Genomic DNA, 18,343 nt, shown 5'->3' on the forward strand with positions numbered 1-18,343 from the left:
AGAAGCTGATGTGTCGTGTGAAATGGGACGGCTCAGGCAGCCAGCCGGTGGGATGGGATTATTCTTCCCAAAATTCCGCTTTTGCCGAGGCGAATGGCTTGACCTCTAGCAATGAGGCTGTGGTGCTGGTAAAATCAAACGACTTCCATGCGGAGAACATTTCTTTCATTAACCTGTATGGGGCACGCACTGCTGAGTATGGAGGTATGTTTGGCGACGGACAGGCAGATGCGCTGATGACTCGTGCCGACCGTATTTCGTTCTATAACTGCAAGGCGGTTTCTTTCCAGGATACCTGGTGGGTCCGCAACAATGAGAGTGATAGCTGGAAAGGATTGAACAACCGCAACTATGCGGATAATTGCTGGATTGAAGGGAAGACGGACTATCTGTATGGGAATGGTAACCTGCTGGTAGAAAATTCTACTTTTTACAATGTGTATTCAAGTGGTAATGTTATGACTGCCGGCAGCCATTATGAAGGTACAACTTGGGGACATATCATGCGTGATTGTATTGTAGACGGAGTGCCGGAAGCCAATGACAATACTTATTTGGGCAGACCTTGGCAAAACCAGCCGATTGCCATCTGGATAAATACTACTTGTAAGATAAAGATTGCGGATGCCGGATACATGGACATGAGTGTATCGCCTTATCTGTATGCTGAATACAATACGGTAGATGCCAATGGAAATGCGGTGGATACAAGCAAGCGTAAAAACTCGTTTACAGTGGGCGGAGTTTCTGTTCCTTACGAAAAAAGTCTGGTATTGACAGATAGTGAAGCGGCAAACTACACATACGACAATGTGGTGAAAGGGGACGACGGATGGGATCCTAAGTCTTATTATACTACAGAAAAATTGCCGGCTGTAGAGAATGTAAGTATTTATGGAACGACATTGAGCTGGGACGGTCAGAATAAGGCTATCTGTTATCTTGTTTTCGAAGATGGTGTGTATGTGGGTCAGACTACGGGAACCAGCTATGAGGTGAATGCCAATGGCGGTACTTATACAGTGAGGTCTGTCAATAAATATGGCTGTCTGAGTGATTAAATCTGATGTTGCCGGAATTGGAATGAAGCGGATTCCGGCAACTCATTTACTTAAAATGAAAATAATAGGAGCATGCGTAAAATATATATTTCTTACCTGTTGCTGGGCTTTCTTCTGTTGGCGAGCAGTGCAGCTTGTTCAGAGGAGCAGGTAACGGACGAACCGGGGAATGAGAATCCTTCGGACACAGATACTGATAATGAGGAGTCGACGGATGGGGATGGAGAAAACCAGGAGGGAGAACTGCCTGACTATGGCACACCCGACCGTTCGTCTATCGTTGCTTTTCCCGGGGCTTACGGAGCGGGAGCATATACGACCGGAGGTGCCGGGGGAAAGGTGCTGACAGTGACTTCGCTGGCAGACGATGGGACAGAAGGTACTCTGCGATGGGCTGTCAATCAGACAGGAGCCAGAACCATCGTGTTTGCAAAAGGAGGCTTGATAGAATTGGAGAGTGAGCTGGATATAAAGAATGGCGATGTAACTATTGCCGGACAGACGGCTCCCGGAGGAGGAATTTGTTTGAAGGGACATCCTATGTCAATCAAGGCCGATAACGTGATTGTACGCTTTATCCGTTGCCGTATGGGGGCTGATAAGTTGACGGCGGAGGAGGCCGACGGGGCAGATGCCCTATGGGGAAAAGAGAACAGGAATGTGCTTATTGACCACTGTTCCATCAGCTGGAGTACAGATGAATGTGCCTCTTTCTATGATAATACCAACTTTACGATGCAGTGGTGTATTATCAGTGAGAGTCTGGCCAATTCCGTACACGGAAAGGGAGCGCATGGTTACGGAGGTATCTGGGGAGGTTCTCCGGCCACTTTCCATCATAACCTGATTGCACATCACAGCAGTCGTACGCCTCGTTTGTGTGGCAGCCGTTATACGGGAATGCCGGAAAATGAAAAAGTGGACCTTCGTAATAATGTGTTCTATAACTGGGGTACTACGAACGGTGGTTATGCGGGCGAAGGTGGAAGCTATAACTTTGTGAATAATTATTATAAGCCGGGACCTTCTACCGCACAGAAGAAAAATCTGGTGAACCGCATCTTTCAGCCGAATGGAGATGATGGGACCAATAATAACCAGAAAGGAGTCTGGGGCGTTTTTCATCTTAGCGGAAACTATTTTGATACTTCTTGCTCTTATTTGACGGAAGAAATGAAAGCATTGGCTGCTTCGGTGAACGAGGATAACTGGATAGGGCTTCATCCAAATGCGACGGATGAGGTTCCTTTGCCTGATAACGATCCGGCTTCCATCAGGTCGGATGTGGAATTTGTGATTTCGCAGGATGCGGACCAGTTCACACAAACGGCAACGGAGGCTTACGAAGCGGTGTTGGGGTATGCCGGAGTTTCCACCAAACGGGATGCGGTGGACACACGTATCGTGAACAATGTGCGTAACGGAGATTATACGGCAGATGGCAGCAATGGCGGTAAGTTTGGCATTATTGACAGTGCGGACGATGTGGGTGGCTGGCCTGAATACTCCATCGGAACAACCCAGAAAGATACCGATAAGGATGGCATTCCGGATTATTGGGAAGAAGCGCATGGACTTGACAAGAATACGGACGACAGTGCCAAGTATAACCTGAGCAAAGAGTACACCAATCTGGAGGTTTATATAAATAGTTTAGTTGAAGATTTATATCCTATAAAATAAATTAGTTATGAAGAATTTTTTAGTAGCAGGAATTTGCGGCATGATATGTATGAGTGCAGTAGCTGCACATGCAGGAGATTTGGTCTCTTGTCCAACTCCAGACCGTACCACGATTCCGGCCTTCCCCGGTGCCGATGGCGCAGGTAAATATACTACTGGTGGAGCTGGCGGACAAGTCCTAGTAGTGAATTCTTTGAAGGATGACGGTTCGGAAGGTACGCTTCGCTGGGCTATCCGGAAAAAAGGTCCTCGTACCATTGTTTTTGCGGTGAGCGGCATTATAGAACTGCAGTCGCCGTTGAAAATTAATAACGGCGATTTGACCATTGCCGGACAAACGGCTCCCGGTGATGGCATCTGCCTGAAGAACTATACACTGGGCATTCAGGCCGACAATGTGATTGTGCGGTTTATCCGTTCGCGAATGGGAGATGACATCCAGCAGAAAGGGGATGATGCCATGAATGGTTACAAGAATCATAAGAATATCATCATTGACCATTGTTCCATAAGCTGGAGCACCGATGAATGCGCTACGTTCTATAACAACAGCAATTTCACGCTTCAGTGGTGTATCATCAGTGAGAGTCTGGCTAACTCCATTCATGAAAAGGGAGCACATGGATATGGAGGAATCTGGGGGGGACAGAAAGCTTCGTTCCATCATAACCTGCTGGCACATCACACCAACCGAACACCGCGTTTGTGCGGAAGCCGTTATACAGGAAAGCCTGAAGAGGAAAAGGTGGAACTGTTCAATAACGTAATCTATAATTACGGTAGCGACGGTGCCTATGCCGGCGAAGGTGGAGAGTACAACTTTATTAATAACTATTATAAGCCGGGTCCTTTTACGGCGACAAAGTCTTCTTACAAGCGCTTGTTTACGGCTTATGCCGATGACGGCAAGAACAATAATCCGGCAGGTACGCATGGCTTGTTCTATTTTGGAGGAAACTATATTGACCCTACTTGTAAAAAACTTACAGAGAAACAACGTAAGGAAATCATGGTGGTCAACAAGGACAATGCGGCTGGTTTGGTTATTAAGAAGGAATTTGCTCCTGTAGATGAGGTCTTGTACAGCAAGCCGTTTGACATAGCAGAACATACGTCGCTACAGTCTACATGGGACGCATTTGAGTCTGTATTGAGTTTTGCCGGCGCTTCTTATGCACGTGATGGGCACGACAAGCGTATTGTGGAAGAAGTGCGTAAGGGAACGTATACTTATGAAGGTTCACATGGAAGTACCAATGGAATGATAGACCGCCCTGCCGATGTGGGAGGATGGGGAGAGTATAAGCAGACGGCAGGGCCTGTAGATACGGACGGTGATGGTATCCCTGATGAATGGGAAAAGTCGCACGGGTTGAATCCTGACAATGGAAATGACGGTGCAGCTTATAGCTTGAGCGCTTCTTATACGAATCTGGAAGTGTATTTGAATAGCCTCGTGGAGCATCTTTATCCGCAGGAGGCTTTGAAGAAATAAGGATCTTTAAAATCAAATAGCAAGAATGAATATTTTGGTTAGAAGTTTGTCGGTACTGGCTTTGGGGCTTTCTTTGTTTGCTTGTACTTCTGATGGAAAATCTGTGGAGAATTGTGAAGCCCCGTATGCCGGTCTGTATAAAGATTTGCCTTTTGAAATGCCACAGGTGTTGCAACCGGTATTCCCGGATTATGCGGTGAACATTAAAGATTTTGGTGCGGTATCCGATGGGAAGACCCTGAATACGGAAGCCATTAACAAGGCTATTCAGGAGGTAAGCACCCGGGGAGGCGGTAAAGTGATTATTCCGCAGGGATTGTGGCTGACCGGACCGATAGAGCTGCAAAGCAATGTCAATCTTTATACGGAAGAAAATGCCCTGATTTTGTTTTCAGGCGATTTCAATGACTATCCCATTATCGAAACGTCGTTCGAGGGGTTGGAAACACGTCGTTGCCAGTCTCCCATTTCTGCTGTCAATGCGGAGAATATAGCGATTACCGGACATGGAGTCTTTGATGGGGCTGGTGACAGCTGGCGTCCGGTGAAAAAGGGAAAGATGACCGAATCGCAATGGAAGTCGTTGCTGGCATCCGGGGGAGTGGTGGAAGATAATGTGTGGTATCCCACCGAAGGTTCCTTGAAAGGGGCTAAAGCTTGTAAGGAGTTCAATAATCCGGAAGGTATAGAAACGGAAGAGCAATGGAACGAGATTCGTCCCTGGTTGCGTCCGGTTCTTTTAAGTCTGGCAAAATGCAAGAAAGTGTTGCTGCAGGGAGTCACGTTCAAGAATTCACCCAGCTGGTGCCTGCACCCTCTTTCGTGCGAACATATCACTATCGACGGAGTGAAAGTGTTCAATCCCTGGTATTCCCAGAATGGGGATGCACTTGACCTGGAGTCGTGTACCAATGCACTGGTCATAAACAATGTGTTTGATGCCGGAGACGATGCCATTTGCATCAAGTCGGGAAAGGATGAGGATGGACGTAAGCGAGGAGAACCTTGTCAGAATGTCATTGTGAAAAACAATGTGGTGCTGCATGGACACGGTGGCTTTGTGGTGGGGAGTGAAATGTCGGGGGGCGTAAAAAATATTTATGTGTCCGACTGTACCTTCCTTGGAACAGATGTGGGCTTGCGGTTTAAGAGTACGAGAGGCCGTGGAGGAGTGGTGGAGAATATTCATATCCATCACATCAATATGATTGACATCCCTCATGAGGCTTTGCTGTTTGACTTGTTCTATGGAGGAAAGGCGGCTGGCGAAGAAACGGCTGAAGAGCTGGCAGACCGGATGAAGGCCGAAGTGCCTCCTGTAACGGAAGAGACTCCGGCGTTTCGTGACATCTACATATCGAATGTGACGGCAAGGGGAGTGGGACGTGCCATGTTTTTCAATGGTCTTCCTGAAATGCCAATTCGGAATGTGCATATAAAAGATGTGACGGTGAGCCGTGCTGAAAAAGGTATTGAAATCAGTCAGGCTGAAAATGTGACGATTGAAAATACGGTGGTAGAGTCGGAAGGAGAAATGCTTCAGGTAAAAAACTCTACACATGTAACGGTAAATGGAAAGACTTATCAAGAATGATGGCTGAACTGCAAAGAAGGTCAGATTCGTCATGTGAGATTGGTTAAAAATAAGGTTTTATTAATAGCGCCTCAGGATGACAGCAATGTTTCCTGAGGCGTTTTTTCATAAAAAGCATGAAACAAGGTGTATGGCCGGGGATAGAACAAAAAATACGATTCTATAAACGATTATTACACATCTTTCTTGTCCTATCTCTCTAATTTTGCCTCTATATGAATCATAAATATTATTATCATTATGAAGAAATTAAATAGCGAAACAGCCGTAAAAACGGTTCGTCCGGAAAAGGTCATTCAGTTTGGAGAAGGAAATTTTTTGAGATGCTTCGTCGATTGGATTATCTCAAACATGAATGAGAAGACAGACTTTAATGGGAATGTGGTCGTGGTGCAGCCTATTGAAAAGGGAATGATTGATATGATTAGTCAGCAGGATGGATTGTATCATGTAAATCTGCAGGGACTGGAAAAAGGGGAGGTTATCAATTCTTACCGGATGATTGATGTAATCAGCCGTTGTCTGAATCCTTACCGGGAATATGACTCGTACCTGGCTTTGGCCGAGCAGCCTGAAATCCGCTTTGTTATCTCTAATACCACGGAGGCTGGCATCACGTTCGATCCGGCTTGCCGGCTGGAAGATACCCCTCCGGCTTCTTATCCGGCTAAGCTGACACAGTTGTTGTATCACCGGTATAAATTTTTCCATGGAGCGGCAGACAAGGGACTGATTATTTTCCCGTGTGAACTGATTTTCCTGAACGGACATAAGTTGAAAGAAACCATCTACCAGTATATCGAACTCTGGCAGCTGGAAGAAGAATTCAAGTCTTGGTTCGAGACGGCTTGTGGAGTATATGCTACGCTGGTAGACCGTATCGTTCCGGGTTTCCCAAGAAAGACGATTGACAGCATAAAGGAACATCTGGATTACGATGACAACCTGGTGGTGCAGGGAGAAGCCTTCCATTTGTGGGTCATCGAAGCTCCGCAGTGGGTGGAAAATGAGTTTCCGGCCAGTAAGGCAGGTTTGAATGTCTTGTTCGTTCCTTCGGAGAAGCCGTATCACGAACGGAAGGTGACCTTGCTGAATGGCACGCATACCATTCTTTCTCCGATTGCTTACCTTTCAGGCATTGATATTGTGCGCGATGCTTGTCAGGATGCAGTGGTGGGGAAATATATCCGTAAGGTGATGAATGAGGAACTGATGCAGACTCTTTCTCTTCCGGTGGACGAACTGAAAGCTTTTGCGGCCAGTGTCATCGAACGTTTTGAAAATCCGTTCGTAGACCATCAGGTTACTTCCATCATGCTGAATGCTTTCCCGAAATTTACGGCAAGAGACCTTCCTTCTGTAAAGGAATATTATAACCGGAAGGGGGTACTTCCTTATGGTATTGTATTGGGACTGGCTGCTTTGATGGTGTATTACAAGGGAGGATGCCGGGCAGATGGAGCAGAAATTGTACCGAATGATGCGCCTGAAATTATGGAGTTTGTAAAGGCCGCTTGGAAGGCTGAAAATCTGGGTGAGGTAGCTCGTCAGGTGCTGGGGGCTGAGTTTATCTGGGGAGAAGATTTGAATCAGATACCCGGACTCACTCCGCTGGTAACGAAAATGCTGACCGATATTTGTGAAAAAGGAATGTATCAGGTGGTAAAAGATTATGTAGGCTGATTCATGGAAATGGAGGAGAAGAGAAAGATGGAGAAATTTTTGCATATACACCCTGCCGATAATGTGGCGGTAGTACTGGCTGACTTGCAGGCCGGGATGACTATTTCTGTGGACAACATCATGGTGGCGTTGAAAGAAGACATTCCTGCCGGACATAAAATTGCTTTGGCCGATTTAAAAACAGGCGATGTTGTGGTAAAGTATGGCTTCCCGATTGGTGCCCTGAAGGCGGACAGACCAGCGGGCACTTTGATTAATGAGCAATACCTCAAGACGCTTCTGGGAGAAATCAAGGACTATTCCTACACTCCGGTGGAGGTACCTTCTGTGAAGGGAGACAAGGGTCTTTCTTTCCGTGGATATGAACGGAAGAACGGAGAGGCCGGCATTCGTAATGAAATCTGGATAGTTCCCACGGTGGGATGTGTCAACGGGGTTGCCGATGAACTGGTGAAATTGTTCAATGAGAAGGTGGTAACGGCCGAGGCCGGCATTGAGGGATTTGAAGGTATACATGCCTTTACACATACCTGGGGATGTTCACAGCTTTCGGATGACCATGAAAATACGCGTAAGATTCTGCGCGACATGATTCTGCATCCCAATGCAGGCGGAGTGCTCGTGCTGGGGTTGGGTTGCGAGAATAATCAGGTGGCTGCCTTGAAAACACTTTTAGGAGAGTACGATGCAGACCGTATCAAGTTCATGGAGTGTCAGAAGGTGGACGATGAAATTGCTACCGGACTTCAAATCTTGTCGGACTTGTATGACACAGTGAAACAGGACAAGCGGGTGGATATTCCGGTTTCGAAGCTGAAAATAGGCCTGAAGTGCGGAGGGTCGGATGGCTTTTCTGGTATTACGGGAAATCCGTTGCTGGGACGTTTTTCCGACCAGCTGATAGCTTGTGGAGGTACGTGTGTCTTGACGGAAGTGCCTGAAATGTTTGGTGCGGAAACAATATTGATGGACCGCTGTGTCAGTCGGGAGGTGTTTGACAAGACCGTCAGTCTTATTAATAATTTCAAGAATTATTTTATTCGCAACGGACAGGCGATTTATGAAAATCCTTCTCCCGGAAATAAAGCCGGAGGAATCTCTACTTTGGAAGAGAAATCACTGGGCTGTACGCAGAAGTCAGGAAGCAGTGCCGTGATGGATGTGATGGAGTACGGTAACCGTATTTGTACCCCGGGATTGAATTTGCTCAGTGCGCCGGGCAATGACTTAGTGGCAAGTACGGCATTAGCGGCTTCGGGATGTCATCTGGTGTTGTTCACTACCGGACGCGGCACGCCCTTCGGCACCTTTGTGCCCACGTTAAAGGTATCGACAAACTCTCAGTTGTACCAGCATAAGCAGCGATGGATGGATTTCAATGCCGGTGTCATAGCAGAAGGAGTGCCGATGCAGGACGTACAGGCAGAGTTTTTCCGCTTTGTGATGGAAATCTGTTCTGGCAAACGGACTAAAAACGAGGAAAATAATTACCGGGAGATTTCAATCTTCAAAACGGGTGTGATACTTTAAACACACAAAGAGGGGTGTCAAAACTAAAATGACTACTCCCAAAAGTTACAGATTACAACCATAATACTTAAAAGGGCCGCATCATTACTCAATACAGAGTTTGATACGGCCCTTTTTAGTCTTTTTTGGGGTGCTCAAATTTCAAATTATAAGTTCATATTTTCAAGAAATGAATTTTGACGCACCCTCTTATTTTTTATAACAGCATATTTTTTACTGACCGATGTGTCCGTTTACTTTACTGTCCCGGTATTCGCTGGGAGTCATGCCCATTTTCTGTTTAAAGCATTTGCTGAAATACCGCGGGTCGTTGATTCCTACCATGTAAGAAATCTGTGTGATGGAATATTCGCCCGTATCAATCAGCTGTACGGCCCGGTTGATTCTTATTTCACGGATAAACTCTACGGGAGCAAATCCCGTCAGCGATTTCAGCTTTTTGAAAAAGACAGAACGGCTGACAGCCATTTCTTTTACCAGGTCGTCTACAATCAGGTTTCCGTTGTCCAGATTGGCTTCCATCAGCTCCATCAGCTTATTCATGAACTTCTGGTCGGAAGGAGACATCTCAGGAATTTTTTCTGAAGGCGTTTCATTTCCGGTATCAGGCTTAGACGGACTGTCCATCAGTTTTTCCCGGAACATCTCTTGCAGCTTTCTGCGTTTTATCAGAATGTTCTTCACCCGTGCTTGCAGATAAGTGGCACTGAATGGTTTGGTAATATAATCATCAGCTCCGTATTCCAATCCCTCCAGTTTGCTTTCGATGGCTGTCTTGGCTGTCAGCAGAATAAGAGGGATATGGCTTGTCGTGATTTCATTTCTTAAATCCTGCATCATTTCAAATCCGTCTTTTACCGGCATCATGACATCGCTGATAATAATGTCGGGTATCAGTTTCAAGGCTTTTTCCAGACCATCTGCCCCGTTCACGGCTTCTATGACATTGTATTCGTCGGTGAAAATCGTTCGCAGGAAACTTCTTAGTTCTATATTGTCCTCCACCAGAAGCATGGTGTCTTTCTGGGTCTCACTCTCTTCTTCGGGAGCGGATGTGACTGACGTATTTTCTTCCGTAGTCTGTACCGGAACTTGTGTGTCTGAAGCTACCATGTCGTCCAGAATAAATTCCACCTGTTCGCTGTAATGCGATTTTCCTTTCAAGAAATCAATCTTGAAGCAGCTTCCTTCATTGACCTTGCTCCAAACCGAAATGGAAGCATGATGCATGTCGGCAAAATCTTTCACAAGTGAAAGTCCGATACCGGTACTCATTTGTTTGAAGATTTTGGAGTCTACATGGTTTTCGAAACGTACAAAAAGTACCTTCTTCTTGTTTTCTGTGATACCTATGCCCTGATCTTCCACTGATACGGATACGCTGTCCAGGTTTTCGGTAATGGTAACCTTAATTCTTTTGCCGTCAGGTGTATATTTAAAGGAATTTGATAGCAGGTTGTACACTATTTTTTCAAACTTGTCGGTATCCACCCACAAGAATATATGTTCCTTATTGGTCTCGAATACAAACTGCATGTGGTGGTCCTTGGCCAGTGCCTCAAAATTGTCCATGATACTGCGGGTGTAGGGCACGATGTCAGTTTGCTGCACAATCATTTTCATTTTTTTATTCTGAATCTTCCGGAGGTCCAGAATCTGGTTAACCAGCCTCAGCATGCGCTTGGTATTCCTGTCTACTACTGCCAGTTGCTCTTTCACTTCGTGCGACAGTTCCTTGTGCCCCATGATGTATTCCAGAGGAGCGGAAATCAAGGTAAGCGGAGTACGCAGTTCGTGAGAAATGTCGGTAAAGAAGCGCAGTTTCATGTCCGTGAGCTGGTGCTCCATGGCCACTCTGTGTTTCAGGCGATAGATAGTCGATAAAATATAGACTGCAATGAAGACTATGAGCAGCAGTGTGAGTACATATAGCAGGTATGCCCACGGGGTTTCCCAGAAAGAAGGCAGCACCTTGATATGAAGGGTACGGATGTTGTCGGTCTATACGCCATCGGCATTGGTGGACTTGACTTTGAACACATATTCTCCTTTAGGCAGGTTGGTATAGGTAGCCATCCGCTGTTTGCCTACGTAGTTCCAGCTGTTTTCAAAGCCGTCGAGCATATAGGCATACTGTATGTCGTTAGGTGCCGTGTAATCGAGGGCCGCATACTGGATGGTAAAAATATTTTCTTTGTGTGAAAGTGTCAGCTGACTTATATAGTCAAGGGCACATTGCAATACGGAGTGTGCTCCCGGAGTCACTGTCTTATTGGCAAGCAATAGCTGTGAGAACACCAGTTGCGGTACATAGTCACTTTTTTTGATGGAATCAGGTGTAAACTGCAATACGCCGTTATTGGTGCCAAACATCATGTCTCCGTTAGACAGACAGGCAGAAGACGCTTCACAAAAACGAAGATTGTATCCCCGGAATCGGTATCTGAAGTTTTCGAATCGTTCTTCCTGGGGAGAGAACTTGCTTAGTCCGTTCTCGGTTCCAATCCATATATGTCCGTTTTTGTCTTCACTGATAGACATCAGAATATCTGAAGGAAGTCCGTCGTATTCAGTGTACGACTTAAACCGGGCTTTCCCGTCCGTATCTATGTCGATAAGCTTGTTCAGTCCTCCGCCGAAAGTGGCCATGAAAAGCTCGTCGTTTTGTGTGATTTCTATCCAATAAATGTCATTGTTGCTCAGTGTATGCTGGTTCTCGGAAGAACAGGAATAATGCTTGAACAGGACTTCCTCGGGCTGGGTGAATTTTACATGAGTCATCAGCAGGCCGTGTGTAGTGCCAATCCACAATCTTCCTTTGGAGTCACCGGTGATACAGCGCACTTTGTTGCAGTAGTCGGTAGGGTAGTGAGTCAGGCGGTTCCGGTGGTTGATGAACAATGTTTCTCCTTTTTCATTTTCGGTGATGTAATTGATACCGTCAGAGAAAGTCACCACCCATATGCGTCCGGTTATGTCTTCGTATACGCAATAAAGGTTGTTGTCCGACAGGCTGTATACATCGTCCGGGTTGTAGCGGAAACTTGTCAGTTTGAATTGAAGCGGGTCTTTGGTGGGTTCGGCCTTAATCAGGCCGGCTCCTTTGGTGGCAATCCATAAGATTCCTTTGCTGTCTTTCAGAAGGTGGTATACATTGCCGGCCAGCGGAGTGCCTTGATGCGAAATCTTTCCCGTTTCGGTGAGGTAACCTATTTCCCGATTTGCTTTGTCGTACACGCGCAGCATTCCGTCTTTCAGTCCAATCCACAAAAAACCTTTTTCGTCGTCAAAAATGGCACGGACTTCGTTGCTCAGCGATTCGTAGGGAGTGTCTACCGGAATTCTCAGCTTGAAATGCTCGGTCCGGAAGGTGGCTTTTTCCAGTCCTTTGGAGTGTGTACCCATCCACAAATTTCCTTGCCTGTCAGAAAAAGCCGAATGAATCTTGTTGGAGAACCGCCAGTTGTTTCCTGTCATGCTGTTGTAGAACGGACGCAGGCAGTTGTGTTTCCTGTCAAAATAAGAAAATCCGCCTCCGTAAGGATGCACCCACAGCTGTCCTGCCTTGTCTTCGTGTATGTGGAATGCAGGGCGTGACCTGTCTGTATAGGTGGGTTCTACATATACCTTCTCGCATTTGACGGTCTTGTGATAAGGGTTGAAATGGGCTACTTCTCCCACGATATTTTGCTCAAACCAGATTTCGCCTGTGGAGTCCATGAATACCGATTCCACAGGAGCCTTCAGTAAAAGCGAAGCCGGGAAATGCTGTATGGCGCCATTTCCTGTGTGATACAGGAAAAAACCGTCGGAAACCGTAGCAATCAATACTTGTTTCAGGTTCTTGAGGTATTCGATGCCGCATACGTTGGAAGATGAAAGCAGCTTGAGAGAAGAGAATTTGCCTGTAGACTTCTGGTATTTCCACACAGTGCCTTGTACAGACCCGAAAAAGAGCTGGTCGTTGACTTCTTCGGCTACGTAAAACTTTTTCGGCTCTGCATCCCGGAAATAGAACTGAGGTACCGTTTCTCCGGGCGAAATACATCCCAGTCCATTGTCTGATAGAATCCATTCATTTCCTTCTGATACGAATAATTTATACACGGTCGTTACCGGACACTGTTTCGACTTCGGAGAGTAATAATCCGTCTTTACATGTCCCGACAGAGAATCTGTGGTAACCCGTATGGCTCCTTCCTTGTGTGTCAGCAGCCAGGTGTGCCCGTTGGGGAGCACCTGGATGGAAGATACATGAACTCCGCTTCCTGCTTCTCCCTGGGCCGGAATCTTTTCAAATAGCTCCGTGCGGGGGTTGAAACGGAACACACTCTCATCATAAGTCTGCAACCAGATATACCCATGTGTGTCCATCCTCATGCAGTCTATTCGGTTGCTGCCTAATATCGTCTGGTTATCCAGATTGCCCTTATAAGTGTGGAAGGTATATCCGTCGAACTTGTTGATTCCGTTCCATGTAGAGAACCACATGTTTCCTTTGTCATCCTGAAGAATGTCCATGACTGTGTTTTCCGACAAGCCGTCTTCCGATGAATAGTGTGTCAGCATGCATTCCTGTTGCGCTTGTACATGGATGATATTCAGTATGGCAAGAAACAAACAGATGAATTTCATTTTCATAATATCTCCTTATCCAGTATATATTGCAAAGATAAAAAAAACGGGGTAATAAAAAGCTTTAGCCCCCTAAAAATAGATTCAGGGGGCTATAGGGAAGAATTATTGTAGATTTTTTTCTATCCATTTCAGGATGTTCCTTTCCGTTTCGTCCGACGTCCAGTGCTCGTTGACCGGAGTAATCAGGGCCTCTTTAGGACATGTCAGCGTATTATACACGGCATAACTGGTTGTGGGAGGGCAGGTGTTGTCGTTGAATCCCCATGTGAGAAAAACAGGCACCTTGATTTGCCGTGCGAAATTAATGACATCGTAGCAGGCCATGGTCTTCCTTTTTTCCGGAGTATCCATACCTTTCATCTTGGAAAAATGCGGATAGCCGTCTGCCCGTCCGGCGCGGTAAGCTGCCATGTCACTCAATGCCGGATGGCTGGCAGCACATAAGGTTACCCGCTTGTCGAGACCCGCGGTAACAAGTGCGAGGGCGCCACCTTGACTTGCTCCTTGTACAATGACATTCTTTCCGTCCCACTCGGGCAGAGAAGTCAGAAAGTCAATACAGCGTATGCAGGCCAGGTACACCCGTTTCATGTAATAATTGTCGCGGTTATCCAGTCCATTGGTCAGATAGCCGTTCTCGGCTCCGTTGAATGCACGGCTGATTTCTTGAAACGTTTCCTCAGACCATGTGGGATTGAGACCGTGTATTTCAAATTCAAACCGGATAAATCCTTGTGCGGCATAAAATGCATGGCGAAGAGGGTTTTTAATGGTCTTGATACCGGCTCCGGGAGGGCAGAGTACTACCGGGCAGCTTTTCGAGGACGCTCCTTTGGGACAGAACAGATAGCCATACACAGCTTGTCCCTTAGGGTTAAGTTGCAGTTTTACCAGATAACAGTCTGCTTTTTCTGTGCTGAGTTCCTTGGCCGGACTCATCGTATAACTCATCGGGAAGGCAGCAGCCTCTTTCATGTTCTTTTCCCAGAAGGTGTCAAAATCGGCTGGCTTCTGCGTATAAGGGCAGATTTGTTCCGGTGAAAAGCCGAGTTTGATATGGTGCCGGTAGGTTTTTCCTTGCAGATGAGCCGTCAGCCGGCAGTCCCGGAATCCAGGCTTTTTCATGGTGCCCGCCTTGATAACGCCCCGTCCGTTCTGTAGCGTCACGCTCCCGTGTGAATCTGCGGGCATCAGGTCATCTGCCAATTCGTAATCTACCTTGATTCCGTCTTGTGGCATGCCGTACTGATAGAGCCGGATTTCTATCTCAGCCTGTTCGCCAGTGTGGTAAATCCAGTCCGGATGGTCAGGTTCCGTTACCCAAAGCACGTCGCTCCGGTAAGGATAGTTCTCTGCCAGAAGGACAAAAGAACGGAACAAAATCAGGAAACATAAAATAAATTTTGTCTTCATGGTATCAGCGTGCTAGGGTTAACGTGTGATAGTCAACAGGGCATTTCCGTTCTTGACCGGATTCCAGCCATCTTTTCCAGCCAGAATGTTTTCCATGTCATAATCTTTCAGGTCCTTCAGCTGGTGGGCATACCGCACGCGTTTGGTGGGATTGGCTCCTTCGCCTGTGCTTTGGTATTCCGCAAAGAAAGCAGTTTTTTCATTTTCCGGATTCCGCCAGTTGTTCCAGCCTTCGGGGATAATGTGTTTCCCCAGGTTGCAGCGGATGAATACCGCTTTTGCATAAGGCCGCCACGGACGGGCAAGATACACCTTTTCCACCCCCTCGTCTGCGGTCAGCCGACAGTCGTAGAATACATATCCGTATGCCTGATGCTGGTCGGTAGAAGGTGCGGTCACATAGCCCTTTCCCAGACTGTGAATGTGGCAGCGGTTGAATACGGCCACAGACCAGCCAAAGATAAAGTCCACCGTTCCTTGAATATAGCAATCCTCATAATATTGCCGGCTGCCTTTCCGGTAGGTATAAAGCGTGTCCTGGAAGCCCAGGAAACGGCATTTCTTGAAATATACCCGGTCGGCACTTACAAAGCAGGCCACGGCCTGTCCTACAGGTCCGGCGGTATTCTCAAACGTGATGTTTTCGGCATAAAAGTCGGGACCGTAGATGTAACATGAGGCAGAACCGGATGTTCCTTTTTCCTCTCCGAACCGATTTAATTTCCGGGCATAGTCATCATACGAAAGTACAGTTCCCTCTTCTCCGATGAGTGAGATGTGCTGTTTACTTTCCGGAATGACTATTTTTTCTTTGTACACGCCTTTCCTGACCAATATGGTGGTACGTTTTCCCTTTCGAAAATCAGGTACAGCGTCGATGGCCTCCTGCACGGAAAAGAAATCACCGGAACCGTCTTTCGCCACCACCAGGTCATAATGTCTGAGATAAGGCTTGAGCTCCGGCACTGCTTCCGTAACGGCTTTTGCGGCCAGTTCTGCCACGATGCCCGCTCCATAGACATTCAGATGAGTATTGTCCTGGCGGCCTTTAGGCAGGGCAGCTACGGTGTTCGGTGCTACCCAGACATACAGCTTCTTTGAATCTTCGGGTCCCATGCCTTCTACTAATTCGTGGGTGAGCTTGTTTAAATCAATGAACGGCACATTCAGTTCCCGGGCAACGTTCCGGGGAGAATCCAGGTAAGCTCCGTGAGTATCGATGAGGCAGGCATCTGAGCCGATGGTGTCTTTTGCCTGTGGGGTTGCGCTGTCACGAGAATCATCCTGAATGATGGCTTTGGCTACGGCATCGGCGTCTCCTTTGCCGAAGTTGCGGCGGACAATGGAATTAAACAGTACCGGAATCCCTCCTTTGGCACGTGTTTCTGTGACAAACCGTTTCAGGTTCGCATCGAATGTAGTGCCGGGGTCGGTATGACGTTCCTGGTCGGGCTTCTCGTCGTTGTGTCCGAACTGGATGAATACGTAATCTCCTGGTTTTATTTTATGCAGAACCGCATCCCAGCGTCCTTCATCAATGAAACTTTTCGAACTGCGCCCGTTCACAGCATGGTTATCCACTCTGATGTCGTTCGAGAAATAGCGTGACAGCATTTGGCCCCATCCACGTTCCGGATTGCCGCCCTCCAGCTGCTTGTTGGCCATTGTGGAGTCGCCGATGGTAAAAATCGTAATGACCCGTTTCTCGGAGGTGAAAGCTGTCAGCAGGAGAAACAGGCTGATGATAAAGGCAAATTTCGTTTTCATGATTTGAGGTATGAATGCTTTTATTTCTGGTTGAGCAATGCTTTCATGTCTTGCAGGTGTTCCCATTCCAGGCAGGCCATGATAAAGGGCGCCACGGCTTTCGGGTCATTGTCTCGTACGAGTTCATGGATGTAGTAATCATAATCTCCCATGCGGTAGTTCTTTCCTCCCAGTCCGGCTACGGCACATACCTGCGTAATGCTGACCATTCCATTCTGGTCGACCTTGATGAAGTGCTTCAGAATGCCTTTGTAGCCTTTTTCTGCCACTTTCAGGTAAGATTTATCAATGTAGCCTTTTTGGACTCCTTTCAGAAGAGAATACACGAACATGGCAGAACAGGAAGATTCCAGGTAGTTGCCCGGATCACCGCTACGGTCGAGCACCTGATACCATAGGCCTGTTTTTTTGTCCTGCAGGCGTTTAATCTGTTCTGCAACTTTATTGTAAATAATCAACATGGAATCTCTTCCAGCCTCATGTTCCGGAATAAATTCCAGTGCATCTACAAATGCCATGGCATACCATCCCAGCGCACGTCCCCAGCTGTGTTGGGATTGTCCGGTCACGGGGTCGGCCCACCGCTCCTGGCGGCTCACGTCGCAGGCATGGCGGTAAAGGTCCGTCTGAGGGTCATAGGTGTGCCGTGCAGCCATAAGGAATTGGCTGATGACATCCTGGTAGGCATTGACTTCAGTGTGACGAAATGCATATTCTGCATAGAAGGGTGCTCCCATATAGATTCCGTCCAGCCATACTTGATGAGGATAGATTTTTTTGTGCCAGAAGCCTCCGTCGGCATTGCGTGGATGGGTGTCGAACTGTTTCCGGAGCATGGCCAGTGCTTTTTTGTATTTTTCATCCTTCGTCTGTTCGTAAATACGGAACAGAAATTTTCCTGAATTTACGCGGTCCAGACTGTATTCTTCCAGCTTGTATTTTTTGATGCTGCCATCGGCATTGACCATCGTATCGGCATACGTGAGGGCATAATCATAGAAACGTTTGTCGCCATAGCGGTCGTACACATCCAGCATGGCCTGCAATTCCAGTCCGTGACAGTAGTCCCATTTCATTTGCTTTTGGAAATCCAGTTGCCAGGCTTCGGGCCATCGTATAAGTTCTGACTCAGCCATTCTTACCGACCAGGGCTGGTCACTTTTTACTGTCTGAGAAAATGTAATGGTTGGAATGAGCAGAAAGGCTCCTATTACCACCCCTGTTAAATGCCATAGTTTGTTTTTCATGGATAAAATGAATTTAAAGAATCAATCAACATGTTTACGCAAACAAAAGTAGGCTTTCTGGCGGAGAAAAATGTGGAGTTTTCATTTCAAAAGGTATAAAAATTGGTTTTTGTCCGTGTTTTTCTGTCTTTGGGGGTGTATCCACAGAAAGGTTATGCTGAAAAATGACAGCTTTAAGGTATAAAAAGTTAGAACAAGAAGAATAAATCACGGTTTTCGGGGAGAGAATAAA

10 protein-coding genes and 1 pseudogene are annotated in these 18,343 nt (G+C 46.8%); 6 read left to right on the plus strand and 5 right to left on the minus strand.

Annotated features, from left to right (window positions below):
- From ACMJ0U_RS01410 to ACMJ0U_RS01435, 6 genes are all read left to right on the plus strand, one after another.
- The coding region (locus tag ACMJ0U_RS01410) for a pectinesterase family protein (protein ID WP_417127691.1) at nucleotides 1-1,061 on the plus strand (1,061 nt) is incomplete at its 5' end.
- A 72-nt stretch (nucleotides 1,062-1,133) separates the two neighbouring features.
- The gene (locus tag ACMJ0U_RS01415; RefSeq protein ID WP_417127692.1) at nucleotides 1,134-2,744 is read left to right on the plus strand and encodes a pectate lyase family protein; all 1,611 of its coding nucleotides are present in this window, start codon (nucleotides 1,134-1,136) and stop codon (nucleotides 2,742-2,744) included.
- A 40-nt stretch (nucleotides 2,745-2,784) separates the two neighbouring features.
- Nucleotides 2,785-4,239, plus strand: a complete 1,455-nt coding sequence (locus ACMJ0U_RS01420; RefSeq protein ID WP_417127701.1) for a pectate lyase — start codon at nucleotides 2,785-2,787, stop codon at nucleotides 4,237-4,239.
- A 25-nt stretch (nucleotides 4,240-4,264) separates the two neighbouring features.
- A complete protein-coding gene (locus ACMJ0U_RS01425; RefSeq protein WP_417127693.1) occupies nucleotides 4,265-5,833 on the plus strand; it encodes a glycoside hydrolase family 28 protein in 1,569 nt (522 codons plus the stop codon).
- A gap of 240 nt (nucleotides 5,834-6,073) precedes the next feature.
- A complete protein-coding gene (locus tag ACMJ0U_RS01430) occupies nucleotides 6,074-7,516 on the plus strand; it encodes a tagaturonate reductase (protein ID WP_417127694.1) in 1,443 nt (480 codons plus the stop codon).
- A 27-nt stretch (nucleotides 7,517-7,543) separates the two neighbouring features.
- Nucleotides 7,544-9,046 carry a UxaA family hydrolase gene (locus ACMJ0U_RS01435; protein WP_417127696.1) on the plus strand — a complete coding sequence of 501 codons (1,503 nt, stop codon included), beginning with the start codon at nucleotides 7,544-7,546 and terminating at the stop codon, nucleotides 9,044-9,046.
- Nucleotides 9,047-9,259: 213 nt separating this feature from the next.
- On the opposite strand, the pseudogene ACMJ0U_RS01440 reads toward ACMJ0U_RS01435, so the two are convergent.
- From ACMJ0U_RS01440 to ACMJ0U_RS01460, 5 genes and pseudogenes are all read right to left on the minus strand, one after another.
- A pseudogene (locus ACMJ0U_RS01440) lies at nucleotides 9,260-13,687 on the minus strand (hybrid sensor histidine kinase/response regulator transcription factor).
- 99 nt (nucleotides 13,688-13,786) lie between these two features.
- Nucleotides 13,787-15,097 (minus strand): acetylxylan esterase, encoded by a 1,311-nt coding sequence (locus ACMJ0U_RS01445; RefSeq protein WP_417127697.1) that lies wholly within the window; start codon nucleotides 15,095-15,097, stop codon nucleotides 13,787-13,789.
- An 18-nt stretch (nucleotides 15,098-15,115) separates the two neighbouring features.
- Nucleotides 15,116-16,864: a pectinesterase family protein gene (locus tag ACMJ0U_RS01450; protein ID WP_417127699.1), complete on the minus strand. Its 1,749-nt coding sequence runs from the start codon at nucleotides 16,862-16,864 to the stop codon at nucleotides 15,116-15,118.
- A gap of 20 nt (nucleotides 16,865-16,884) precedes the next feature.
- The gene (locus ACMJ0U_RS01455; RefSeq protein ID WP_417127702.1) at nucleotides 16,885-18,000 is read right to left on the minus strand and encodes a glycoside hydrolase family 88/105 protein; all 1,116 of its coding nucleotides are present in this window, start codon (nucleotides 17,998-18,000) and stop codon (nucleotides 16,885-16,887) included.
- Nucleotides 18,001-18,145: 145 nt separating this feature from the next.
- A partial coding sequence (locus tag ACMJ0U_RS01460; protein WP_417127700.1) for a hypothetical protein occupies nucleotides 18,146-18,343 on the minus strand: 198 nt, incomplete at its 5' end.

The sequence above is a fragment of the Phocaeicola sp. genome, assembly GCF_048170425.1.
In the GTDB taxonomy this organism is placed as follows: Bacteria; Bacteroidota; Bacteroidia; order Bacteroidales; family Bacteroidaceae; genus Phocaeicola.